Source organism: Burkholderia ubonensis, assembly GCF_001718695.1.
Classification (GTDB): Bacteria; Pseudomonadota; Gammaproteobacteria; order Burkholderiales; family Burkholderiaceae; genus Burkholderia; species Burkholderia ubonensis_B.
On sequence record NZ_CP013420.1, the window covers coordinates 457,275 to 481,312 of the forward strand.

Genomic DNA, 24,038 nt, shown 5'->3' on the forward strand with positions numbered 1-24,038 from the left:
GATGCCGCTCCCGACCAACCAGCTCCGGCTTGCAATGGCGGCGGGCGAGCCGTCGGGCGACCTGCTCGCGGCATCGCTGCTCGGCGGGCTGCACGAGCGGCTGCCGGCGTCGGCCCGCTATTACGGGATCGGCGGCCAGCGGATGATCGCGCACGGCTTCGACTCGCACTGGCAGATGGACAAGCTGACGGTGCGCGGCTACGTCGAGGCGCTCGGCCAGATTCCGGAGATTCTGCGGATCCGCGGCGAACTGAAGCGCCAGCTGCTCGCCGACCGGCCGGACGCGTTCATCGGCGTCGACGCGCCGGACTTCAACTTCAACGTCGAGCAGGCCGTTCGCGACGCGGGCATTGCGTCGATCCACTTCGTGTGCCCGTCGATCTGGGCGTGGCGCGGCGGCCGGATCAAGAAGATCGTCAAGTCGGTCGATCACATGCTGTGCCTGTTTCCGTTCGAGCCGGCGCTGCTCGACAAGGCGGGTGTCGCGTCGACCTACGTGGGCCATCCGCTCGCCGACGAGATCCCGCTCGAGCCCGACACGCACGGCGCGCGGATCGCGCTGGGCCTGCCGGCCGACGGCCCGGTGATCGCCGTGCTGCCCGGCAGCCGGCGCTCGGAAATCGCGCTGATCGGCCCGACGTTCTTCGCGGCGATGGCGCTGATGCAGCAGCGCGAGCCGGGCGTGCGCTTCATGATGCCGGCGGCGACGCCGGCACTGCGCGAACTGCTGCAGCCGCTCGTCGACGCGCATCCGCAACTCGCGCTGACGATCACCGAAGGCCGTTCGCAGGTCGCGATGACGGCGGCGGACGCGATCCTCGTCAAGAGCGGCACCGTGACGCTGGAAGCCGCGCTGCTGAAGAAGCCGATGGTGATCTCGTACAAGGTGCCCTGGCTGACCGGGCAGATCATGCGCCGGCAGGGCTACCTGCCGTACGTCGGCCTGCCGAACATTCTCGCCGGGCGCTTCGTCGTGCCGGAACTGCTGCAGCATTTTGCGACGCCGGAGGCGCTGGCCGACGCCACGCTGACGCAGTTGCGCGACGACGCGAACCGCCGCACGCTCACCGAAATCTTTACCGAAATGCATCTTTCCCTGCGGCAGAACACGGCCGCGAAGGCCGCCGAGGCGGTCGTGCGCGTGATCGAGCAGCGCAAGGGACGACGGCGCGCATGACGGCAGCACGCACATCGCGTCGCCGCGCGCCGGCCGACGCGGCGCAGGGCGGCTTCGACTTCAGCCGCCCCGACGAGATCGTCTGCGGCGTCGACGAAGCCGGGCGCGGCCCGCTGGCGGGCCCGGTCGTGGCCGCCGCGGTGATTCTCGATCCTGCGCAGCCGATCGACGGGCTCGACGATTCGAAGGCGCTGTCCGCGAAGAAGCGCGACGCGCTGTACGAGCTGATCGTCGCGCGTTCGCGCGCGTACTGCGTCGCGTCGGCGAGCGTCGACGAAATCGACACGCTGAACATCCTGCACGCGACGATGCTCGCGATGAAGCGAGCCGTCGAAGGGCTCGCGGTCGTGCCGACGCTCGCGCAGATCGACGGCAACCGCTGCCCGACGCTGTCGGTGCGCGCCGAGGCGATCGTCAGCGGCGATGCGCTGGTGCCGAGCATCTCGGCGGCGTCGATCCTCGCGAAGGTCACGCGCGACCGCATGCTGGTCGACCTGCACGAACGCTTCCCGGTCTACGGATTCAACGTGCATGCAGGCTACGGCACCGCGAAACACCTTGCCGCGCTGCGCGAGCACGGGCCGTGCGAAGCGCATCGCCGCTCGTTCGCGCCGGTGCGCGCGGCGCTCGATCTGATTCGATGAAAGTCATTACTTCCCGCGACAACCCGCTGTACAAGCGCCTGAAGGCGCTCGCGGGTTCGACGTCGCATCAGCGCCGCAGCGGCCAGGCGCTGCTCGAAGGATTCCATCTCGCGAGCGCGTATCTCGACACCGGCGCGATTCCCGAACTGTGCGTCGCGACCGAAGGCGCGCTGCGCCACGACGAGGCGCAGGCGATCGTCGCGCGCATCGACGCGCACCGGCTCGTCACGCTGCCCGACGCGCTGTTCGGCCAGTTGTCGAACGTCGTCAACGGCGTCGGCTTCCTGCTGCTCGTCGACCGGCCGTCCCATCCGCTGCCCGCGCGCGTGACCGGCACGTCGGTCGTGCTCGACGGCGTGCAGGACGCCGGCAACGTCGGCTCGATCCTGCGCAGCGCGGCAGCGGCGGGCGTGAAGCACGTGTTCTGCGCGCCGGGCACCGCGTACGCGTGGTCGTCGAAGGTGCTGCGCTCGGGCATGGGCGCGCATTTCCTGCTGTCGATCCACGAGGACATCGAGGCGGGCGCGCTCGCCGAGCGGATCGGCGTGCCGGTCGCGCTGACGGATTCGCACGGCGCGCAGGCGATCTACGATTGCGATCTGGCCGGACCGGTCGTCTGGGTGTTCGGCAACGAGGGCGCCGGCGTGTCGGCGTTCTGGCGCGACGCGGCGACGCATCGCGTGACGATTCCGCAGCCGGGCGGGATGGAGTCGCTGAACGTCGCGGCCGCAGCCGCGGTCTGCCTGTTCGAGCAAGTGCGGCAGCAGCGCCGCGCGTGACGGTGCGGGGCGGCAGGGCGGTCACGCCCCCGCGCCGCGAAACGAAAAAGGCCGCGTGTCGCACGCGGCCTTTTGTCCTTGCGGGGCGGGAAGGGCGGCGCGCCCGCGCCGCGTCAGTACGATTGCCGGTCGAGGCGGACTTCCTGCAGGATCGTCGTCGCGATTTCCTCGATCGACTTGTGCGTCGACGACAGCCACTTGATGCCTTCGCGGCGCATCATCGCCTCGGCTTCGTTGATCTCGTAGCGGCAATTCTCGGGCGCCGCGTACTTGCTGCCCGGCCGGCGCTCGTTGCGGATCTCGGACAGGCGCTGCGGATCGATCGACAGCCCGAACAGCTTGTCGCGGTGCGCGCCTGAGCGCGGACGGCAGCTTGCCGCGCTCGAAGTCTTCCGGAATCAGCGGATAGTTCGCGGCCTTCACGCCGTACTGCATCGCGAGGTACAGGCTCGTCGGCGTCTTGCCGCTGCGCGACACGCCGACGAGGATCACGTCGGCCTCCGACAGGTTGCGGTTCGACTGGCCGTCGTCGTGCGCGAGCGAGAAGTTGATCGCCTCGATCCGCGTCTTGTATTCCTCGGTGTCCGCGTTCTGGTGCCCGCGGCCCATCGCGTGGCTCGACTTGAGCTGCAACTCCTGCTCGAGCGGCTCGACGAAGCGCTGGAACATGTCGAGCACGAGCGCGTTCGAGCGCTTGACGATCTCGTTCGACTCGCTGTCGACGAGCGTCGTGAACACGATCGAGCGGCGGCCGTCATGCACGGCGGCTTCGTTGATCTTCTCGACGGTTGCGTACGCCTTGTCGAGCGAATCGACGAACGGCACGCGCACGAGGCGGAATTTCTGGTCGAACTGGGAGAGGATCGAATGCGCGAAGGTCTCGGCAGTGATCCCGGTGCCGTCGGAGACGATGAAAACGGTAGGCAGCATGAATCTGGAAGTCGAACGTGAAGGGCGGGGCGGCGCAGGCGGCTGGAGGTCGCTCTCCAGGCGCAGTGACAAGGTCGCGCCACATCCGGCAGCCGGCACGGTAGAATAGCGGCAACCTGTTGGATAAGCAATTGCGGGGGGCCGCGCGCGACGCGCGCAGCGCGCTTGCCGCAAACGATTGAAAAATCCCGGCAAGTTCGGCGATATGGCTGCAAATGTCGCCCTTCTGCCGGGATTTTTGTAAATCGGGTCGGAGGGTTTTCGGGCCTCGCGATTGTTTATCTAACAGGTTGCACAAGACGCGCCGCGCCTTTTTGCAAGCGCCCGCGTTCAAGCCCACTTGCGCGATCGAGCATTTTTTTCACACTTAGGGGCTTGTATGACTAACGCAGCAAACGTCGCAAAGGACCAGGCGTATGTAATTCCGTTCGAGCAGTTGCGGATGACCGATGTGGAGATCGTCGGCGGCAAGAATGCGTCGCTCGGCGAGATGATCAGCCAGCTTGCGTCGGCAGGCGTGCGCGTACCCACCGGTTTTGCCACGACCGCGCTCGCATTCCGCGATTTCCTCAAGCACAACGACCTCACCGACCGCATCGCGAAACGTCTCGAGTCGCTCGACATCGACGACGTGAAGGCGCTCGCCGAAGCCGGTGCGGAGATCCGCAAGTGGATCGTCGACGCGCCGCTGCAGCCGCGCCTCGAGCAGGACATCCGCGCGCAGTTCGAAGTCCTGCAGAACGGCTCGCCGGGCGAGCTGTCGTTCGCCGTGCGCTCGTCCGCGACCGCGGAAGACCTGCCCGACGCATCGTTCGCGGGCCAGCAGGAGTCGTACCTGAACGTCGTCGGCATCGACGACGTGCTCGATCGCATGAAGCACGTGTTCGCGTCGCTGTATAACGACCGCGCGATCTCGTACCGCGTGCACAAGGGCTTCACGCACGCCGAAGTGGCGCTGTCGGCCGGCGTGCAGCGCATGGTCCGCTCGGACGTCGGCGCGGCCGGCGTGATGTTCACGATCGACACCGAGTCGGGCTTCAAGGACGCCGTGTTCATCACGTCGAGCTACGGCCTGGGCGAAACCGTCGTGCAGGGCGCGGTGAACCCGGACGAGTTCTACGTGTTCAAGACCACGCTCGCGCAGGACAAGTACCCGATCATCCGCCGCTCGATCGGCTCGAAGCTGATCAAGATGGAGTTCACGCAGCCGGGCGAGCCGGGCCGCGTGAAGACGGTCGACGTGCCGCACGAGCAGCGCAACCGCTACTCGATCACCGACGACGACGTGATCGAGCTGGCGAAGTACGCGGTGATCATCGAGAAGCACTACCAGCGTCCGATGGACATCGAGTGGGGCAAGGACGGCCGCGACGGCAAGATCTTCATCCTGCAGGCGCGCCCTGAAACGGTGAAGAGCCAGGCGAGCGGCAAGGCCGAGCAGCGCTTCAAGCTGAAGGGCCAGTCGCAGGTGCTGGCGACGGGCCGCGCGATCGGCCAGAAGATCGGCGCGGGCCCCGTGCGCGTGATCCAGGACCCGTCGGAAATGGAGCGCGTGCAGCCGGGCGACGTGCTGGTCGCGGACATGACCGACCCGAACTGGGAGCCGGTGATGAAGCGCGCGGCCGCGATCGTCACGAACCGCGGCGGCCGTACCTGCCACGCGGCGATCATCGCGCGTGAGCTCGGCGTGCCGGCGGTCGTCGGCTGCGGCGACGCGACCGACGTGCTGAAGGACGGCGCGCTCGTCACGGTGTCGTGCGCGGAAGGCGACGAAGGTAAGATCTACGACGGGCTGCTCGAGACGGAAGTCACCGAAGTGCAGCGCGGCGAACTGCCGGAAATCCCGGTGAAGATCATGATGAACGTCGGCAACCCGCAGCTCGCGTTCGACTTCTCGCAGCTGCCGAACGCCGGCGTCGGCCTCGCGCGTCTCGAGTTCATCATCAACAACAACATCGGCGTGCACCCGAAGGCGATCCTCGAGTACCCGAACATCGACCAGGATCTGAAGAAGGCGGTCGAGAGCGTTGCGCGCGGCCATGCGTCGCCGCGTGCGTTCTACGTCGACAAGCTGACGGAAGGCATCGCGACGATCGCCGCGGCGTTCTACCCGAAGCCCGTGATCGTGCGGATGTCCGACTTCAAGTCGAACGAGTACAAGAAGCTGATCGGCGGTTCGCGCTACGAGCCGGACGAGGAAAACCCGATGCTGGGCTTCCGCGGCGCGTCGCGCTACATCGCCGACGATTTCGCGCAGGCGTTCGAGATGGAGTGCCTCGCGCTCAAGCGCGTGCGTGACGAGATGGGCCTGTCCAACGTCGAGATCATGGTGCCGTTCGTGCGGACCGTGAAGCAGGCGGAGCGCGTCGTGAACCTGCTCGCGAAGTTCGGCCTGAAGCGCGGCGAGAACGACCTGCGCCTGATCATGATGTGCGAAGTGCCGACCAACGCGATCCTCGCCGAAGAGTTCCTGCAGCACTTCGACGGCTTCTCGATCGGCTCGAACGACCTCACGCAGCTCACGCTCGGCCTCGATCGCGACTCGGGCATGGAACTGCTCGCAGTCGATTTCGACGAGCGCGACCCGGCGGTCAAGTTCCTGCTGAAGCGCGCGATCGACACCTGCCGCAAGATGGGCAAGTACGTCGGCATCTGCGGCCAGGGCCCGTCCGATCACCCGGACTTCGCGCAATGGCTGACCGATGAAGGCATCGTGTCGATCTCGCTGAACCCGGACACGATCATCGATACGTGGCAGGCGCTCGCCAAGCGGAAGTAACGGCAGCCCGCCGCTGCATCGAAAGGGCGGTCCGCCGCTCTTTTGATGAAGGCAAAATGCAAGCTTCGTGCTATAAACACCCCGGTATCTACCGGGGTGTTTTTTTATCTGCGCCCGCCGGATCGCTCGACGGTGCCGACCGCCACGCGCGGTCCGACAGCGAATATAGTGCGTAGTGGGGCGCAAGCGTTTTTCTGGAGACCACATGATGTCGGGGCACTTGTTCTGGTGGATCGGGGTGGGCGTGCTGGTCGTCGGCGAACTGCTGACGGGCACGTTCAATCTGTTGATGATCGCGCTCGGGTTTCTCGTGGGCGGCCTGCTGCAGCTGGCCGGCTTCGCGCCACACGTGCAGTTCGGGGCGGCTGCGCTGGTCGCGATCGGCGCGATGATCGCGCTGCGCCGTTCGGGGGTCGGGCGCAGGCAGAAGCGCGACGCGTCGGCCAATCCGGACATCAATCTCGACATCGGCGCGACCCTCACGGTCGACGCGTGGCGCGACCGCCGCGCGCGCGTCCTGTACCGGGGCGCCGAATGGGACGTCGAGCTGGCCGAAGGCGAGCGCGACGACGCGCGCCTTTATCAGGTGCACGCCGTGCGCGGCAACTGTCTCGTGGTCGTAGCGAAACCCGCGGGCTGATCGTCCGCTGACAACAAGGAGGGAACGCTTCATGGACTCGCTGATCATCTGGGTCGTCCTGCTCGTCATTGCCGTCGTGATCGTGTCGAAGACGGTGAAGATCGTGCCGCAGCAGCACGCGTGGGTGCTCGAACGCTTCGGGCGCTATCACGCGACGCTGTCGCCGGGCCTGAACATCGTGCTGCCGTTCGTCGACCGCATCGCGTACCGGCACGTGCTGAAGGAAATTCCGCTCGACGTGCCGAGCCAGGTCTGCATCACGCGCGACAACACGCAGCTGCAGGTCGACGGCGTGCTGTACTTCCAGGTGACCGATCCGATGAAGGCGTCGTACGGGTCGAGCAACTTCGTGCTCGCGATCACGCAGCTCGCGCAGACGACGCTGCGTTCGGTGGTCGGCAAGCTTGAGCTCGACAAGACCTTCGAGGAGCGCGACTTCATCAACCACAACATCGTTTCGGCGCTCGACCAGGCTGCGGCGAACTGGGGCGTGAAGGTGCTGCGCTACGAGATCAAGGACCTCACGCCGCCGAAGGAGATCCTGCACGCGATGCAGGCGCAGATCACCGCGGAGCGCGAGAAGCGCGCGCTGATCGCCGCGTCGGAAGGCCGCAAGCAGGAGCAGATCAACCTCGCGTCGGGCGCGCGCGAAGCCGCGATCCAGAAGTCCGAGGGCGAGCGGCAGGCGGCGATCAACCAGGCGCAGGGCGAGGCGGCGGCGATTCTCGCGGTCGCCGAGGCGAACGCGCAGGCGATCCAGAAGATCGCGAACGCGATCCAGTCGCAGGGCGGGATGGATGCGGTGAACCTGAAGGTTGCCGAGCAGTACGTCGGTGCGTTCTCGAATCTCGCGAAGCAGGGCAATACGCTGATCGTGCCGTCGAACCTGTCGGATCTCGGCACCGCGATCGCGTCGGCGCTGTCGATCGTCAGGCATGCGGGGCCGGCGGGAGCCGGCACGCCGGCCGGCAAGGTCTGAGCGGTGTCGCCGCGGCAGTCTTGCCGCGGCTGCGTCGTGTGCCGGGCATGCGGCGGATTGCCGCGACGAAGTGCGATGAAGTGCGCGTCCGGCCGCCCGCCGGCTCGTCACGCTTCCCCACAGGACAAAGGCCCGCTTCGAGCGGGCCTTTTCATGCGAAGTAGCGGCGCGTCAGGTGCCGGCGCGCATGATGCGTGCCTTCTCGCGCTCCCAGTCGCGCTTCTTCTCGGTTTCGCGCTTGTCGTGCAGCTTCTTGCCTTTCGCGAGGCCGATGTCGCACTTCACGCGGCCGCCCTTGTAGTGGAAGTTCAGCGGCACGAGCGTGTAGCCGCGCTGCTCGACCTTGCCGATCAGTTTCTTGATTTCCTCGGCATGCAGCAGCAGCTTGCGGGTGCGCAGCGGATCGGGCTTGATGTGCGTCGAGGCCTCGGGCAGCGGGCTGATGTGCGTGCCGATCAGGAAGATCTCGGCGTTCTTCACGATCACGTAGCCTTCCTTGATCTGGCCGCGCCCGGCGCGCAGCGCCTTGACTTCCCAGCCCTCGAGCACGAGCCCCGCCTCGTAGCGTTCCTCGATGTGGTAATCGAAGTGCGCTTTCCTGTTGTCGATGATGCTCATGAAAGGATCGGGCCAACTCGTTTAAAATCACGATTTTAGCAAAGCGGGGCGAGAATCGCCCGGCTTGCGTTCCCACCTTTGCGATGCCGCGCGATTTATGGCAGATGTCCAGAAAACCGTATTGATCCGTCATTCGGCGGAACAGATGTTCGACCTCGTCACCGACGTTGCCGATTACCCCAATTTCCTGCCCTGGTGCGGCGGCATCGAGATCCGCCGCCAGGACGAGAACGGGATGGAGGCGCGCATCGACATCAACTTCAAGGGCATCAAGCAGCATTTCGCGACCCGCAACACGCAGCAGCGCCCGACGCGCATCGACATGGAGTTCGCGGACGGCCCGTTCAAGAAATTCACCGGCTCGTGGCGCTTCACGGCGCTGCGCGCCGATGCGTGCAAGATCGAATTCTCGCTGCATTACGAGTTCTCCAACATCCTGCTCGAGAAGATCATCGGGCCGGTGTTCAGCCATATCGCGAACACGTTCGTCGATTCGTTCGTCAAGCGCGCCGACCAGCGCTACGGGAAGGGGTGACGCGATGCTGTCGATCGAAGTCTGCTACGCGCTGCCGGAGCGCCAGACGCTGATTCAGGTCACGGTGCCGGACGGCGCGACCATGCGCGCGGCGATCGACGCGAGCGGCGTGCTCGCGCTGCATCCGGAGATCGATCTCGAACACGCGAAAACCGGCGTGTTCGGCAAGCTCGCGCCGCTCGACGCGCCGCTCGCCGACCACGACCGCGTCGAGATCTACCGGCCGCTGATCGTCGATCCGAAGGTCGCGCGCCAGCGCCGCGTCGAGAAATCGCGTCGCGAAGGCTCCATCGAGGGCCGCAAGTGGCAGCACAAGGATTCGCGCTGACTCGCGCGATCCGACGCTGATTTATCCGATTCGTCCGATCAAGCCCCGTCGCGCTCAGTGCGCGGTGAGGTTCGCATTCATCGGATCGTGCTTCGTGTGCGTGTCGCCGTGCCGGCGCACCGAGCCGTAGACGCCCGCGAGCAGCAGTACGAGCGCCGCGATTTCGAGCACGCGCGGCAGCCGGTGATCGTAGACGAACGCGTACAGCAGCGCGAACACGGTCTCGAACACGATCAGCTGGCCCGACAGCGTCAGCGGCAGGCGCTTCGACGCGGCGTTCCACAGCCCGTTGCCGAGCCACGACGCGCCGATCGCGAGACCGAGGTTCAGCAGCCAGAACAACTGCCAGCGCGACGCGGGCAGCGCCGCCTGCAGCGTGCCGGCGGGCGCCGCGAGGACGCCGAGCCAGCACACGGCGCCGATCAGGCCCGTTACGACGCCCCACAGCACCGACCACTCGTTGCCGCTGAAATGATGATGCCGCTGCAGGTAGCGGGCATTCGCGACCGCATACCAGGTCCAGCTCGCGAGCGCGCCCGCCGCGCACGCGATGCCGGCGAGTTTCTGCGCGAGCGTCGTCGCGTGCGCGGCTTCGGACGTGAACAGGTCGACGTTGATGCACGCGATGCCGGCGACGACGAGCGCGAGCGGGCCGGCCAGCCGCCTGAGCGGCGCCGCGCCGTGATCGCCGAGGCCGGCGAGCGTGACGGTCACGGGCAGCACGCCGACGATCAGCGAGCTGGGCGCGATGCCGATCAGGTGCACCGCGCCGGACAGCAGCATGTAGTAGGCGACGTTGCCGACGAGCGCGAGCTTCGCGAGCGCGATGAAATCCTCGCGGGTCAGGCGCGCGAGCAGCGAGCGCGCGACCGGCAGCGCGGCCGCGAGCGATACGAGGCCGTACATCGCGTAGCGGCCGGCGCTCAGCAGCAGCGGCGAGAAGTCGGTCAACAGCCGCGGAACCATGAACACCATGCCCCACAGGGCGCCCGCCAACACTCCGTACACCACACCGCGCTGCATCGACTTCTCCGGCTGAATCACTGACGAGCGCGCATCTTAGCGGTGTCGGCGCAAAGGCGTCTTGTTCATTCCTGCACAGGGGGGTGGACGTGGTGCGCGTGCGGCCGCGGTGCGATCGCAGGCGTATCAGCGTTCGGCTGCTGCGTCGGCGTCGGCGTCGCTGTCGTGCACGGCGTTCCCCGACGCGGGGCGGCGCACCGCGCGCAGCGTGCCGCTGCTGCCGCCGCCGCAGAAGAAGCGGTCGCCGCCGTCGGATTCGAGCCCCGACACGCCGGCGCCCGGCGGCATGTCGAGCCGTTCGAGCACTTGCCCCGATTGCGGATCGACCCGCCGCAGCTCGCTTGCGTCGCCTTCCCAGGTGCCGTGCCACAGCTCGCCGTCGACCCAGGTCACGCCGGTGACGAAGCGGTTCGACTCGATCGTGCGCAGCACCGCGCCGGTCTGCGGATCGATCTGATGAATCTTCCGCTCGCGATACTGGCCGACCCACAACGTCCCTTCGGCCCACGCGAGCCCCGAATCGCCGCCGCCGCCGGGCGCGGGGATCGTCGCGAGCACGCGGCCGGTCTGCGGATCGATTTTCTCGATGCGGTCCTCGACGATCTGGAACAGGTGCCGGCCGTCGAACGCCGTGCCCGCATGCGCGGCGACGTCGAGCGCGCGCAGCGTCTCGCCGCTGTCCGGATCGAGCGCGTTCAGCCGGTCGCCGGACGCGAACCAGACCTGCCGGCCGTCGAACGTGACGCCGTGCACGCCGTCGACGCCTGGAAAGGGGCCGTATTCCCGGATGATGTCTGCTGCGGATCGTTTCATTTCGCCGTCCTCGTCGTTCAGTGCGTTCGGTAACGCCATCCTAGTCGCCCGGCAGCGGCGCGGGGAGTAACAAGGTCGTCGCGAATCCCGGCATGGGCGGCGTCGTCCAGCGACGCGCCCGCCCGCGGCCGAACGTCTGCACCTTGCCTGCCTGCGCGAGCGCGTCGAGCGCGCGCTGCACGGTGCGCTGGCTCGCGCCGAGCGCGAGGGCCAGCGCGGAGCTCGACCACGCTTCGCCGTCGGCGAGGAGGGCGAGCACTGCCGCATGCTTCTCGTCGACCGGGCGCGCGAGCACGACGACCTCGCGCGCGCCGTGCGGCTCGAGCGCGAAGCCGCGCGCGGTCGCGGTCACGTCCGCGAGCGGCTGGAGCATCGCGCGCAGCCGGCCGATCTCGACGCGCAGGCGCGCGCGATGCGATTCGTCCGCGTGCCGTGCGCGAAACGCGTGGGCGATGAGCGCGTCCCTCGGCACGTCCGCCGGCCACGCCTCGCCGAGCGCACGCGCCAGCGCGAACAGCACCGGCCGCCGCGCGAGCGGGATCGTCGTGCGCGCGGCGCGCACGACATGGCGGCACGCATCCACGACGACGGCGTCCGACGCCAGCAGCGCTTCTACATCGTCGAGCAGCAGGAGCCGCGCACCGCCGGGCGCGATCCGGCGGGCGGCCGGCGCGTCGAGGATGCCGCGCGCGCAGTCGATCTCGGCCGTCAGCGCGGCAATCCCGGCGTCTTGCGCGGCCTGGCGTGCGCGGGCGAGGGCCGCGCGCGCGGCGCCGGGCCGCACGCGCCGCATCGCGATGCCCGCGGCGACGAGCTCGTGCACGGCGCGCGACGCCGCCGGCAGCGGCGCCGGATCGAGGCCGGCAAGCGTGCGCTCGGCGTCGTCGAGGCGCCCGATCAGCAGCAGCCGGCGCACTTCGAGGTGGCGTGCGTGGGCCGCATTGACGTGATCGCCGTGCGCTTCGAGCGTGGTGCGCGCGGCGTCGAGCGCACGGGCCGGCCAGCCGAGGTCGCGCGACGCGAGCGCGATCTCGGCTTGCGCGACGACGCAGCGCGCGCGGGCCACGGTCTCCTTCGGGCCGAACGCGCGCGCCGCGCTGCGCACGAGCGCCTTCGCGCGCTCGAAGTCGCCGAGTTGCGCCATCGCGATGCCGCGCAGCGCGAGCGCGGGCGCGTCGTCGCGCAGCGCGACCCGGTTCAGCGCGCCGAGCGGGTCACCCGCGGCGAGCGCGCGGGCTGCAGCCGTAATCAGCGAATCCATCCGAATCCCGACACACTTGTCACTCCCGCCGTTCGTGGCCCGGCACTAATCTAGCACCACACCCCCGCGCGCGGCGCGGGTCGTCGGGGTGCGGTCGTCGGGCCGGCGCGTCGGGGATCGCACGCGCGGCCGGGCTGGCGTGAGGGCGCGCGAACGGACACGCCGGCGCCCAAAACGAAACCGGATCGAAAACGACTCGAACGGGGATGCGAACGATTCGGGGCCCCAACCGCCGGAAAACGGCTAAGCCTTTGTTCGTGTTGTGAAATTCAGCCGCACATCGCGTATAATTCGCTTTTGCGCCCATAGGATTTGCCATGCGTCTGATCCAAAAAGCACTCACTTTCGATGACGTGCTCCTCGTCCCGGCCTTCTCCGACGTTCTGCCGCGCGACACCAGCCTCAAAACCCAGCTGACCCGGAACATCTCCCTGAACATGCCGCTCGTGTCCGCCGCGATGGACACGGTCACCGAAGGTCGCCTCGCGATCGCGATGGCGCAGCAAGGCGGCGTCGGCATCATCCACAAGAACCTCACGCCCGCCGAGCAGGCCCGCGAAGTCGCGAAGGTCAAGCGCTTCGAGTCCGGCGTCGTCCGCGATCCGATCACGGTGCCGCCGCAGATGAAGGTGCGCGACGTGATCGCGCTGTCGCGCCAGCATGGCATTTCGGGCTTCCCGGTCGTCGAGGGCCCGCAACTCGTCGGCATCGTCACGAACCGCGACCTGCGCTTCGAAACCCGCCTCGACGAGCCGGTCAAGTCGATCATGACGCCGCGCGAACGCCTCGTGACGGTCAAGGAAGGCACGCCGCTCGCCGAAGCGAAGGCGCTGATGCACAGCCACCGCCTCGAGCGCGTGCTGGTCGTCAACGATGCGTTCGAGCTGCGCGGCCTGATGACCGTCAAGGACATCACCAAGCAGACCGAGCACCCGGACGCGTGCAAGGACGAGCACGGCAAGCTGCGCGCAGGCGCGGCGGTCGGCGTCGGTCCGGACAACGAAGAGCGCGTCGAGCTGCTGGTGCAGGCGGGCGTCGACGTGATCGTCGTCGATACCGCGCACGGTCACAGCAAGGGCGTGCTTGAGCGCGTGCGCTGGGTCAAGCAGAACTTCCCGCACGTCGAGGTGATCGGCGGCAACATCGCGACGGCCGCGGCCGCGAAGGCGCTGGTCGAGTACGGCGCGGACGCGGTGAAGGTCGGCATCGGCCCCGGCTCGATCTGCACGACGCGGATCGTCGCGGGCGTCGGCGTGCCGCAGATCAGCGCGATCGCGAACGTGTCGGAAGCGCTGCGCGGCACCGGCGTGCCGTGCATCGCCGACGGCGGCATCCGCTTCTCGGGCGACGTGTCGAAGGCGCTTGCCGCCGGCGCGAACGCGGTGATGATGGGCAGCATGTTCGCCGGCACCGAGGAAGCGCCGGGCGACGTGTTCCTGTACCAGGGCCGCCAGTACAAGTCGTACCGCGGCATGGGCTCCGTCGGCGCGATGAAGGACGGCGCGGCGGACCGCTACTTCCAGGACAACTCCGCGAACATCGACAAGCTCGTGCCGGAAGGCATCGAAGGCCGCGTCGCGTACAAGGGTTCGGTCAACGCCATCATCTTCCAGCTGATCGGCGGCGTGCGCGCGAGCATGGGCTACTGCGGCTGCAAGACGATCGCCGAGCTGCACGAGAAGGCCGAATTCGTCCAGATCACCGCGGCGGGCATGCGCGAGTCGCACGTGCACGACGTGCAGATCACGAAGGAAGCGCCGAACTACCACGTGGACTAAGCGCCGATGAAACCGTTGCTGCGAGCCGTGCTGGTCGTCGATGCCGTGCTGCTGGCGGCGTTCGGCCTGCTGTTCGTGCTGACGCCCTGGCATGCGCTGTTCAACGCGCTGCAGCTTGCGAACGTCGAGCCGGCGATGCTTGGCCAGGCGTTCGGCATCGCGCTGCTCGGCCTCGCGTGGCTCGCGGCGCACGCGGCGGTCAACGGCGACCTGACGGCGCCGGTCGCGCGCGCGGTCGGCCACGTGAACTGGCTGACCGGCATGCTGACGATCGTGTGGGCGATCGGCTCGCACGGTCCGGCGCTGGCGGCGGCCGGCCAGCTGCTGTCCGCGGCGGCCGGCGTCGTGCTGTTCGTGCTCGGCCTCGGCGGCGTGCGGCTGGCTTCGGCGGTGCGGCGGCGCGAGCGGGCGCAGGCGCTCGAAGGCCGTGCCGCGCAGCGGCCGGCCGAGCCGGCGGCGGTGTCGCCGCAGCGGGCCGAGCCGGTCGTCGCCCGTCCGGCGGCCACGTCCGCCGCAGCTTCGTCCACCGCAGCGCCGTCCGGTGCGCCTGCCGCGTCCGGCAAGGCGTCAAGCGACGTCGCGCTGGACGAGCGCCCGCCGATGCAGGAATGACCGGCCGTGCGTCGCGCGCCCGTTTCGCCCGACGCCGCCGCCCATGCTTTTGACGCAGCGCGCGATGCGCTGCTTTTCTTATCCGTTTGTTCTTCATCCCGTCCGCAGCCATGCACGACAAAATCCTGATTCTCGACTTCGGTTCGCAAGTCACCCAACTGATCGCGCGGCGCGTGCGCGAATCGCACGTCTATTGCGAGATTCACCCGAACGACGTGTCCGACGACTTCGTCCGCGAGTTCGCGCCGAAGGCCGTGATCCTGTCGGGCAGCCATGCGAGCACGTACGAAGACCATCAGCTGCGCGCGCCGCAGGCCGTGTGGGATCTCGGCGTGCCGGTGCTCGGCATCTGCTACGGCATGCAGACGATGGCCGTGCAGCTCGGCGGCAAGGTCGAGTGGAGCGACCAACGCGAATTCGGCTATGCGGAAATGCGCGCGCACGGCCATACGCGCCTGCTCGACGGCATCGAGGATTTCACGACGGCCGAAGGCCACGGCATGCTGAAGGTCTGGATGAGCCACGGCGACAAGGTTACCGAGCTGCCGCCGGGCTTCAAGCTGATGGCGTCGACGCCGAGCTGCCCGATCGCCGGCATGGCCGACGAGGCGCGCGGCTACTACGCGGTGCAGTTCCACCCGGAAGTCACGCACACCGTGAAGGGCCGCCAGATGCTCGAGCGCTTCGTGCTCGACATCGCCGGCGCGAAGCCGGACTGGATCATGCGCGATCACATCGAGGAAGCCGTGGCGCGCATCCGTGAGCAGGTCGGCGACGAGGAAGTGATCCTCGGCCTGTCGGGCGGCGTCGATTCGAGTGTCGCGGCCGCGCTGATCCATCGCGCGATCGGCGACCAGCTCACCTGCGTGTTCGTCGACCACGGCCTGCTGCGCCTGAACGAAGGCCGGATGGTGCTCGACATGTTCGAGGGCCGCCTGCATGCGAAGGTCGTGCACGTCGACGCATCGGAGCAGTTCCTCGGCCATCTGGCCGGCGTGACCGATCCGGAAGCCAAGCGCAAGATCATCGGCCGCGAGTTCGTCGAGGTGTTCCAGGCCGAGGCGAAGAAGCTGTCGAAGGCGAAGTGGCTCGCGCAGGGCACGATCTATCCGGACGTGGTCGAATCGGGCGGCACGAAGACGAAGAAGGCGACGACGATCAAGAGTCACCACAACGTCGGCGGCCTGCCGGAGACGCTCGGCCTGAAGCTGCTCGAGCCGCTGCGCGACCTGTTCAAGGACGAGGTGCGCGAGCTGGGCGTCGCGCTCGGCCTGCCGCCGGAAATGGTGTATCGCCATCCGTTCCCGGGCCCGGGCCTCGGCGTGCGGATTCTCGGCGAGGTGAAGCGCGAGTACGCGGACCTGCTGCGCCGCGCGGACGCGATCTTCATCGAGGAGCTGCGCAACACGGCCGCGACCGCGCAGGATGCGGCGGCGGGCCTGTGCGGCGAAGCCGACGTCGGCAAGAGCTGGTACGACCTCACGAGCCAGGCGTTCGCGGTGTTCCTGCCGGTGAAGTCGGTCGGCGTGATGGGCGACGGCCGCACGTACGACTACGTGACGTCGCTGCGCGCGGTGCAGACGACGGACTTCATGACCGCGCACTGGGCGCACCTGCCGTACGCGCTGCTCGGCCGCGCGTCGAACCGGATCATCAACGAGGTGCGCGGGATCAACCGGGTCGTGTATGACATCTCGGGGAAGCCGCCGGCGACGATCGAGTGGGAGTGATGCGGCGCCGGGGTGCGCCCCGGTAGCGGATCGCGGCATCGGAGGATGCGAGCGCCCGGCAGGGAAGCCTGCCGGGCTTTTTTTCGTGCCGGGCGCCGCGTACCACGACATACCCACTCCGAACCAGCCAAACCCCCGCCCAGCCCGCCGCGGCGCAGCACAGCCCCAAGTCGCCCCGATCTTCACACATGCGCGCCGATTCGGCCCCTAAAAAGACAATATCGAGCAGGTCTTCGAAGGGCCTGTCATACGCGCGTCACCCTGCTAGAATTCGGCTGCCGCATTGTTTCGATTGACCAATGAGATTGCTTGACGCCCTGGTCGAACAGCGTATTGCCGCCGCCGCCGCGCGGGGCGCGTTCGACGATTTGCCGGGTACCGGCGCGCCACAGGCGCTGGACGACGACCTGCTCGTACCCGAGGAGGTGCGGGTGGCCAACCGTATCCTGAAGAATGCGGGCTTCGTGCCGCCAGCCGTCGAGCAACTGCGCGCGCTGCGCAACCTGCAGGACGAACTGCGCGCGGTCAGCGACCGCGCGGCGCGTTGCCAACTGCAGGCGAAGATGCTGGCGCTCGACATGGCGCTCGAATCGCTGCGCGGCGGCCCGATGACGGTGCCCCGCGAATACTGCCGCCGCATCGCCGAACGCCTGTGCGAGCGCGGGCTCGACGAAGCGCCCGCCGAAGCGGGGCCGATGTGAGCGCAGACGCGCTGCACGACGCGGCCCCCGAATCCGTCGGCGCTGCCGATTCCCCCGTATCCGAGCCCACGATCGAGCCCGCGCCCGCGTCTGCGCGCGACACGCATTTCATGCGGCTCGCGCAGGCCGCCGCCGAAGAGGCGCGCGCGGCCGGCGAAGTGCCGGTGGGCGCGGTGCTGGTGCGCGGCGACGAAGTGATCGCGCGCGGCTTCAATCACCCGATCGGCGGGCATGACCCGTCGGCCCATGCCGAAATGGCCGCGCTGCGGATGGCGGCCCGGCATCTGCAGAACTACCGGATGCCCGGCTGCGAACTGTACGTGACGCTCGAGCCGTGCCTGATGTGCGCGGGCGCGATCATGCACGCGCGGATCGCGCGCGTCGTGTACGGAGCGGCGGATCCGAAGACGGGCGCATGCGGCAGCGTGATCGACGCGTTCGCGAATCCGCAGCTCAATCATCACACCGAAGTCGTCGGCGGCGTGCTGGCCGACGAATGCGGCGCGGCGCTGAAGTCGTTCTTCGCCGAGCGCCGGCGTGCGCTGCGCGAGGCGCGTGTCGCCCGCGACCAGGCGTCCGGCACGTCGTGAACCCGGCGCGGTTCGGGCCCTCTAAGCTGGTTTGATCACCGACACGTCCTGCCCATGTCCGCTTCGTCCACTGCATCCTATTCGATTCGCCTGCTGGCGCCGTCCGGCTATCCGCACGATCCCGACGCGATCAATCGCGCGCTGGAGCGCCTGAGTAATGCGAAGCACCGCATCGAGAACATCGAGGCGACGCAGCGGCGCTACCAGCGTTTCGGCGGCACCGACGGCGAACGGGCGGGGGACCTGAACCGGCTCGCCGATCCCGCGCGGCCGCTGCCCGACATCGGGCTCGCGGTGCGCGGTGGCTACGGCGCCGCGCGGATCCTGCACGGGCTCGACTATCGCGGGCTCGAACGCCGGCTGCACGACCAGCCGATCGCGCTGGTCGGCCACAGCGACTTCACCGCGATCCAGCTCGCGCTGTACGCAAAGGCACGGATCAAGACGTTCGGCGGCCCGATGCTGTCGGCCGACTTCGGCGCGCAGACGTCCAGTGACTTCACGATGGGCCATTTCTGGCGGACGATCACGCAGCCGTCCGCGACGATCGTGGCCGATGCGCCGCAGGCGCAGAGCGTCAACGTGTCCGGCACGCTGTGGGGCGGCAACCTCGCGATCCTCACGTCGCTCGTCGGCACGCCGTACATGCCCGACATCGAGGGCGGCATTCTGTTCATCGAGGACGTCAACGAGCAGCCGTTCCGCATCGAGCGGATGATCTACCAGCTGCACCTGTCGGGGCTGCTCGCGCGCCAGCAGGCGCTCGTGCTCGGCCAGTTCACCGGCGCGCGGCCGTTCGAATACGACAACGGCTATGACATGCAGGCGATGATCGAGCAGGTGCGCGCGGTGATCGGCATTCCGGTCATCACGGGGCTGCAGTTCGGTCATGTGCCGGACCTGGTGACGCTGCCGTTCGGCGCACACGCGCAGCTCGTCGCGAACGCGCACGGCTTCCGGCTCACGCTGTCGGACTATCCGCATCTCGGCTGATGCCGGGACGCACGATCGAAAGGGCGGGTCTTCCGCCTTTTTCTTTATGTCGTCGCGCAACTAACGGTCAAGTATTCGAGCCTCGCGCAACATGGTGCCGCTTCTGTCGTGCACCACTTTTGTCAACAAAAAATCTGGCGCCAATACGGGCAAGGATCGCTGCCGGTGGGCGATTCAGGCTTATCCTGCATGGATTTGATGCGTGTTGCACCATGCCGGTTCGCCGCGATGCGCACCGATTGTGCAAAATCGATGAAAAGAATTGTTGACAATCTTTATGTCCGTTCTACGATGAGGACCATCAGACGATGCAGATCATGAACGAGCCCGAATCCGTCCCGTCCGGCGCGCCCGGGCCCGAAGCGATCGCCGAGCGTATCCGGACGGCGATCCTCGAGCATCGGCTCGCGCCCGGCGCGAAGCTGACCGAGGCGCAGCTGTGCGACGTGTTCGGCGTCAAGCGCGGGACGATCCGCCAGGCGCTCGCGCTGCTCGCGACCGACCGGCTGGTCGACCTGGAGCCGAATCGCGGCGCGTTCGTTGCGAGCCCGACGCTGCAGGACGTGCACGAGGTGTTCGAGATGCGCCGGATCATCGAGCTGGCGGTGGTCGAACGGCTCGCGAACGGGCCGGGCGCGAAACGCCTGAAGGGCGTCGCGGCGCTGATCGACAAGGAGCGCAAGGCGTTCGAGCGGCGCGACTTCCCGGCGTGGATCCGCCTGTCGGGGGAGTTCCATACGGCGCTCGCCGCGCTGATGGGCAATGCGACGCTCAGCGCGTGCCTCGACGGCCTCGTCGCGCGCTCGACGCTGATGTCGGCGCTGTACGAATCGCACGGGCGCAGCCCGTGTTCGTTTGACGACCACGGCGAGATTCTGGTCGCGCTGGAGGCAGGGGACGCGAAGCGCGCGGCGGAGCTGATGGCGCACCACCTGCAGCACGTCGAGTTGAGAATGCTGGACCGGCCCGCAACCGGGGCGGTCGATTTGCGCGAAGTGTTCGGCGGCGCCTGAGCGGCGACGCGAACCGGCCCGCGCGCCACACGACGAGAGCAATGCAGGCCGGCGGTCAGCGCCGCCGGCCGCCAGTCCGACCCCGGGACGACGGCCCGGGGCGATTTCGACGACGATGAAGCGGCCGTGCGGCCGCGGTCAAGGAGAGGTCATGGCTCAGTTCAGTGTGGCGCACGACAGCGCATATCCGGCGGAGGGCGGCGGCGAGGAGAGCGGTCCGCCATTGCCGGGCGGTTTCAGTGAACGTCTGTATAACGAAGATTTGGCACCCCTTAAGAATCAGACGTGGGGCTCGTACAACATCTTCGCGTTCTGGATGTCGGACGTGCACAGCGTCGGCGGCTACGTGTTCGCGGGCAGCCTGTTCGCGCTCGGGCTGACGAGCTGGCAGGTGCTGATCGCGCTGATCGTCGGCATCGGCCTCGTCAACGTGCTGTGCAACCTGATCGCGCGGCCGAGCCAGCAGATCGGCGTGCCGTATCCGGTCGCGTGCCGCGCGACCTTCGGCGTGCTCGGCGCGAACGTGCCGGCCGTGATCCGCGGGCTGATCGCGATCGCGTGGTACGGGATCCAGACCTATCTCGCGTCGAGCGCGCTCGTGATCGTCGTGCTGAAGTTCTTCCCGCAGTGGCTGCCGTATGCGGACGTGCACCGCTACGGCTTTCTCGGGCTGTCGGCGCTCGGCTGGGCGGGCTTCATGCTGCTGTGGGTGCTGCAGGCATTCGTGTTCTGGAACGGCATGGAGACGATCAAGAAGTTCATCGACTTCGCGGGCCCGGCCGTCTACGTCGTGATGTTCGTCCTCGCCGGCTACATGGTGTGGCGCGCGGGCTGGCGCAACATCGGCATCAATCTCGGCGGCGTCAGGTATCACGGCGCCGACGTGATTCCGGTGATGATCACCGCGATCTCGCTCGTCGTGTCGTACTTCTCCGGGCCGATGCTGAATTTCGGCGACTTCTCGCGCTATTGCCGCAGCTTCGGCGACGTGAAGCGCGGCAATTTCTGGGGGCTGCCAGTCAACTTCCTCGCGTTCTCGCTCGTCACGGTGATCACGACCGCCGCGACGCTGCCGGTGTTCGGCGAGCTGATCACCGATCCGGTCGAGACGGTCGGGCGCATCGATCATCCGACCGCGGTGATCCTCGGCGCGCTGACGTTCACGATCGCGACGATCGGCATCAACATCGTCGCGAACTTCGTGTCGCCCGCGTTCGACTTCTCGAACGTCGCGCCGCGGCTCATCAGCTGGCGCGCGGGCGGGATGCTCGCGGCGGTCGCGTCGATCTTCATCACGCCGTGGAACCTGTTCAACAACCCGGCCGTGATCCATTACACGCTCGACGTGCTCGGCGCGTTCATCGGCCCGCTGTACGGCGTGCTGATCGCCGACTTCTACCTCGTCAAGCGCGGCCGGCTCGTGCGCGACGACCTGTACACGATGTCCGAGCGCGGCGCGTACTGGTACACGGGCGGCGTCAACCGCCGCGCGCTCGCCGCGCTGCTGCCGGCCGCGCTGATCGCGATCGCCTGCGTGATGATGCCGGGCTGGCAGGGCGTCGCGAACTTCTCGTGGTTCATCGGCGCGGCGCTCGGGTTCGCGTTCTACCGACTGCTGGCGAACGGCAAGGCCTGAGGAGCGCGCGATGAAGATCAAGCTGATCAATCCGAACACGACGCGGCGGATGACCGACGCGATGGGCCGCTGCGCGCGCGAGGTCGCGGGCGCCGGCACCGCGGTGGTGGCGGTCAGCCCGCCGCTGGGCCCGCCGTCGATCGAAGGCTATTACGACGAGGCGCTCGCGACCCCCGGGCTGCTGGCCGAGATCGCGCAGGGCGAGCGCGACGGCTTCGATGCGTACGTGATCGCGTGCTTCGGCGATCCGGGGCTGTACGCGGCGCGCGAGCTCGCGCGCGGGCCCGTGATCGGCATCGCCGAGGCGGCGATGCACGCGGCGAGCGTGCTCGCGCCCGGCTTCTCGGTCGTCACGACGCTCGCGCGCACCTGCGGGATGGCGTGGCATCTCGCCGAGCGCTACGGGATGAAGCGGTTCTGCCGCAACGTGCGCGCGACCGACGTCGCGGTGCTCGAACTCGACCGCCCCGGCTCGGCCGCGCGCCGGATCATCGTCGACGAATGCCGGCGCGCGCTCGACGAGGATGGCGCCGACGCGATCGTGCTCGGCTGCGCGGGGATGGCCGAATTCGCGCACGAGATCGAGCAGCAGATCGGCGCGCCAGTGGTCGAAGGCGTCACGGCGGCGGTGAAGTGGGCCGAGGCGCTCGTCGCGCTGCGGCTCGCGACCGCGAAGCGCGGCGACTACGCCCGCCCGCTGCCGAAGCGCTATGACGGCGAATTCGCGCGCTTCAGCCCGTCCGGGGACGCGGCGGACCCGGCGCCGGGCCGGCCGGACGCCGCCGCTTTTCCGCACCCGCACATACACACCGTCTGACACGCACTATCTGCGCCGCCGTATGGGCGCATATGGGCGTTTTCGCTACACTGGGCCATCGTTCGCATCGGCTCGCGGGGGCGCCGCGCAGCCGGTGCGAGCGCGGCGGCCCGCCGGCCGGGCCGATCGATACCCATCATTCAGCAAGCTTTCGTCGCACATCGAACCATGTCACTCGATCCCAACTATCCACGCGATCTGATCGGCTACGGCCGCCATCCGGTGCAGGCGAACTGGCCCGGGCGGGCGCGCATCGCGGTGCAGTTCGTGCTGAACTACGAAGAGGGCGGCGAGAACTGCGTGCTGCACGGCGACCCCGGCTCCGAGCAGTTCCTGTCGGAAATCGTCGGCGCGGCCGCGTATCCGGACCGCCACATGAGCATGGAGTCGATCTACGAATACGGGTCGCGGGCCGGCGTGTGGCGCATCCTGCGCGAGTTCGAGAAGCGCGGGCTGCCGCTGACCGTGTTCGGCGTCGGCATGGCGATCGAGCGGCATCCGGAGCTCGCGCGCGCGTTCGTCGAGCTCGGCCATGAAATCGCGTGCCACGGCTGGCGCTGGATTCACTACCAGAGCATGACGCCCGAGCTCGAGGCCGAGCACATGCGGCTCGGCATGGAAGCGATCGAGCGCGTGACCGGCGAGCGGCCGCTCGGCTGGTACACCGGCCGCGACAGCCCGAACACGCACCGGCTCGTCGCCGAATACGGCGGCTTCCTGTACGACTCGGACTACTACGGCGACGACCTGCCGTTCTGGATGGACGTCGGCGTGTCGGGCGGCGGCACGACGCCGCAGCTGATCGTCCCGTACACGCTCGACACCAACGACATGCGCTTTGCGACGCCGCAGGGCTTCAACACCGCGGATCACTTCTTCCACTACCTGCGCGACGCGTTCGACGTGCTGTACGAGGAGGGCGACGAAGCGCCGAAGATGCTGTCGATCGGCATGCATTGCCGGCTGCTCGGCCGCCCGGGCCGGTTCCGCGCGCTGCAGCGGTTCCTCGACCACATCGAGCAGCACGATCGCGTATGGGTGACGCGGCGTGTCGACATCGCGCGGCACTGGCGTGAACATCATCCGTATCAGCCCAATCAACGGAACGAAGGAAAGGCATGAAGGCGATGCGATACACGTTGGAGCAACTGAACACGATGGCGCCGGGCGCATTCGTCGCGGCGCTGTCCGGGATCTTCGAGCATTCGCCGTGGGTCGCCGAGGCGGCCGTGGGCACGCGGCCGTATGCGAGCATCGACGCGCTGCACGAGACGATGTCGGGCGCGGTGGAGGCGGCGGGCGAAGTGCGCCAGCTCGCGCTGATCAACGCGCACCCGGAACTCGCGGGCAAGGCCGCGGTGCGCGGCGAGCTGACCGCCGAATCGACGCGCGAGCAGAGCGGCGCGGGTCTCGACCAGTGCACGCAGGAAGAATTCGACACGCTGCAGACGCTGAACCGCACCTATCGCGAGAAGTTCGGCTTCCCGTTCATCCTCGCGGTGCGCGGCTACGATCGGCACGGGATCATCGCGAACTTCGAGTCGCGCGTGAATCATTCGCGCACCGAAGAGCTGCGCGCGAGCCTCGACCAGATCTACCGGATCGCGCGCTTCCGGCTCGACGACCTGATCGGCGCGTGACACCTCAATACGGCCTGCTGCG

At 68.1% G+C, this 24,038-nt stretch carries 23 protein-coding genes and 1 pseudogene; 19 read left to right on the top strand and 5 right to left on the bottom strand.

Features of this window, described 5'->3' with window-relative positions; translation table 11 throughout:
• Nucleotide 1: 1 nt before the first annotated feature.
• The 3 genes from lpxB to WJ35_RS02105 are packed head-to-tail and all read left to right on the top strand — an operon-like array spanning nt 2 to nt 2,600.
• Nucleotides 2–1,177, top strand: a complete 1,176-nt coding sequence (gene lpxB / locus WJ35_RS02095) for a lipid-A-disaccharide synthase (protein WP_069238663.1) — start codon at nt 2–4, stop codon at nt 1,175–1,177.
• A complete protein-coding gene (rnhB, locus tag WJ35_RS02100) occupies nt 1,174–1,821 on the top strand; it encodes a ribonuclease HII (RefSeq protein WP_069238664.1) in 648 nt (215 codons plus the stop codon). The genes lpxB and rnhB overlap by 4 nt, the downstream gene beginning before the upstream one ends.
• A complete protein-coding gene (locus WJ35_RS02105; RefSeq protein ID WP_010092076.1) occupies nt 1,818–2,600 on the top strand; it encodes a TrmH family RNA methyltransferase in 783 nt (260 codons plus the stop codon). Before rnhB ends, WJ35_RS02105 begins: the two co-directional genes overlap by 4 nt.
• A gap of 113 nt (nt 2,601–2,713) precedes the next feature.
• On the opposite strand, the pseudogene ppsR reads toward WJ35_RS02105, so the two are convergent.
• Nucleotides 2,714–3,464: pseudogene (ppsR, locus tag WJ35_RS02110) on the bottom strand (posphoenolpyruvate synthetase regulatory kinase/phosphorylase PpsR).
• Between the two features lie 445 nt (nt 3,465–3,909).
• On the opposite strand from ppsR, the gene ppsA reads away from it, so the two are divergent.
• The 3 genes from ppsA (at nt 3,910) to WJ35_RS02125 (ending at nt 7,928) form a co-directional block, all read left to right on the top strand.
• Complete coding sequence (gene ppsA, locus WJ35_RS02115; protein ID WP_069238665.1) at nt 3,910–6,309, top strand: phosphoenolpyruvate synthase; 2,400 nt, start codon at nt 3,910–3,912, stop codon at nt 6,307–6,309.
• A gap of 205 nt (nt 6,310–6,514) precedes the next feature.
• On the top strand, nt 6,515–6,949 hold the full coding sequence (locus WJ35_RS02120) for an NfeD family protein (RefSeq protein WP_060235021.1): 435 nt from the start codon (nt 6,515–6,517) through the stop codon (nt 6,947–6,949).
• A 31-nt stretch (nt 6,950–6,980) separates the two neighbouring features.
• On the top strand, nt 6,981–7,928 hold the full coding sequence (locus WJ35_RS02125) for an SPFH domain-containing protein (protein ID WP_010092080.1): 948 nt from the start codon (nt 6,981–6,983) through the stop codon (nt 7,926–7,928).
• A 171-nt stretch (nt 7,929–8,099) separates the two neighbouring features.
• Here the strand turns inward: WJ35_RS02125 and smpB are convergent, their stop codons facing one another.
• Nucleotides 8,100–8,546, bottom strand: coding sequence for an SsrA-binding protein SmpB (gene smpB / locus WJ35_RS02130; RefSeq protein WP_042584280.1), 447 nt, complete (start codon nt 8,544–8,546; stop codon nt 8,100–8,102).
• A gap of 97 nt (nt 8,547–8,643) precedes the next feature.
• Here smpB and WJ35_RS02135 point away from each other — a divergent pair, with 97 nt between their 5' ends.
• On the top strand, nt 8,644–9,081 hold the full coding sequence (locus tag WJ35_RS02135; RefSeq protein WP_010092083.1) for a type II toxin-antitoxin system RatA family toxin: 438 nt from the start codon (nt 8,644–8,646) through the stop codon (nt 9,079–9,081).
• Nucleotides 9,082–9,085: 4 nt separating this feature from the next.
• Complete coding sequence (locus tag WJ35_RS02140) at nt 9,086–9,409, top strand: RnfH family protein (RefSeq protein WP_060235020.1); 324 nt, start codon at nt 9,086–9,088, stop codon at nt 9,407–9,409.
• A gap of 54 nt (nt 9,410–9,463) precedes the next feature.
• Here the strand turns inward: WJ35_RS02140 and WJ35_RS02145 are convergent, their stop codons facing one another.
• From WJ35_RS02145 to WJ35_RS02155, 3 genes are all read right to left on the bottom strand, one after another.
• Nucleotides 9,464–10,432, bottom strand: coding sequence for a DMT family transporter (locus WJ35_RS02145; RefSeq protein WP_060235056.1), 969 nt, complete (start codon nt 10,430–10,432; stop codon nt 9,464–9,466).
• Between the two features lie 126 nt (nt 10,433–10,558).
• A complete protein-coding gene (locus tag WJ35_RS02150; RefSeq protein ID WP_069239380.1) occupies nt 10,559–11,245 on the bottom strand; it encodes a PQQ-binding-like beta-propeller repeat protein in 687 nt (228 codons plus the stop codon).
• A 40-nt stretch (nt 11,246–11,285) separates the two neighbouring features.
• Nucleotides 11,286–12,506, bottom strand: a complete 1,221-nt coding sequence (locus WJ35_RS02155; protein WP_060235019.1) for a winged helix-turn-helix transcriptional regulator — start codon at nt 12,504–12,506, stop codon at nt 11,286–11,288.
• Between the two features lie 317 nt (nt 12,507–12,823).
• Between WJ35_RS02155 and guaB the strand changes: the two genes are divergently transcribed.
• From guaB to uraD, 11 genes are all read left to right on the top strand, one after another.
• Nucleotides 12,824–14,284 (top strand): IMP dehydrogenase, encoded by a 1,461-nt coding sequence (gene guaB / locus WJ35_RS02160; protein WP_042584278.1) that lies wholly within the window; start codon nt 12,824–12,826, stop codon nt 14,282–14,284.
• A 6-nt stretch (nt 14,285–14,290) separates the two neighbouring features.
• Nucleotides 14,291–14,896 carry a hypothetical protein gene (locus tag WJ35_RS02165; protein WP_060235018.1) on the top strand — a complete coding sequence of 202 codons (606 nt, stop codon included), beginning with the start codon at nt 14,291–14,293 and terminating at the stop codon, nt 14,894–14,896.
• 110 nt (nt 14,897–15,006) lie between these two features.
• Nucleotides 15,007–16,626: a glutamine-hydrolyzing GMP synthase gene (guaA, locus tag WJ35_RS02170; RefSeq protein WP_060166077.1), complete on the top strand. Its 1,620-nt coding sequence runs from the start codon at nt 15,007–15,009 to the stop codon at nt 16,624–16,626.
• Nucleotides 16,627–16,925: 299 nt separating this feature from the next.
• Nucleotides 16,926–17,327: a DnaJ family domain-containing protein gene (locus WJ35_RS02175; RefSeq protein ID WP_069238666.1), complete on the top strand. Its 402-nt coding sequence runs from the start codon at nt 16,926–16,928 to the stop codon at nt 17,325–17,327.
• Nucleotides 17,324–17,917, top strand: coding sequence for a tRNA adenosine(34) deaminase TadA (gene tadA, locus WJ35_RS02180; RefSeq protein WP_069238667.1), 594 nt, complete (start codon nt 17,324–17,326; stop codon nt 17,915–17,917). Before WJ35_RS02175 ends, tadA begins: the two co-directional genes overlap by 4 nt.
• Before the next feature lie 54 nt (nt 17,918–17,971).
• The gene (gene ldcA / locus WJ35_RS02185) at nt 17,972–18,910 is read left to right on the top strand and encodes a muramoyltetrapeptide carboxypeptidase (protein ID WP_060235008.1); all 939 of its coding nucleotides are present in this window, start codon (nt 17,972–17,974) and stop codon (nt 18,908–18,910) included.
• A 308-nt stretch (nt 18,911–19,218) separates the two neighbouring features.
• Complete coding sequence (locus WJ35_RS02190; RefSeq protein ID WP_069238668.1) at nt 19,219–19,923, top strand: GntR family transcriptional regulator; 705 nt, start codon at nt 19,219–19,221, stop codon at nt 19,921–19,923.
• A gap of 151 nt (nt 19,924–20,074) precedes the next feature.
• Entirely contained in the window at nt 20,075–21,559 is a 1,485-nt protein-coding gene (locus WJ35_RS02195) for an NCS1 family nucleobase:cation symporter-1 (RefSeq protein ID WP_060235053.1), read from the top strand.
• 10 nt (nt 21,560–21,569) lie between these two features.
• Nucleotides 21,570–22,376 (top strand): aspartate/glutamate racemase family protein, encoded by an 807-nt coding sequence (locus tag WJ35_RS02200; RefSeq protein WP_060235006.1) that lies wholly within the window; start codon nt 21,570–21,572, stop codon nt 22,374–22,376.
• A 168-nt stretch (nt 22,377–22,544) separates the two neighbouring features.
• Entirely contained in the window at nt 22,545–23,498 is a 954-nt protein-coding gene (gene puuE / locus WJ35_RS02205) for an allantoinase PuuE (protein WP_010092099.1), read from the top strand.
• Complete coding sequence (gene uraD, locus WJ35_RS02210; protein WP_060235005.1) at nt 23,495–24,016, top strand: 2-oxo-4-hydroxy-4-carboxy-5-ureidoimidazoline decarboxylase; 522 nt, start codon at nt 23,495–23,497, stop codon at nt 24,014–24,016. Before puuE ends, uraD begins: the two co-directional genes overlap by 4 nt.
• Nucleotides 24,017–24,038: the final 22 nt, after the last annotated feature.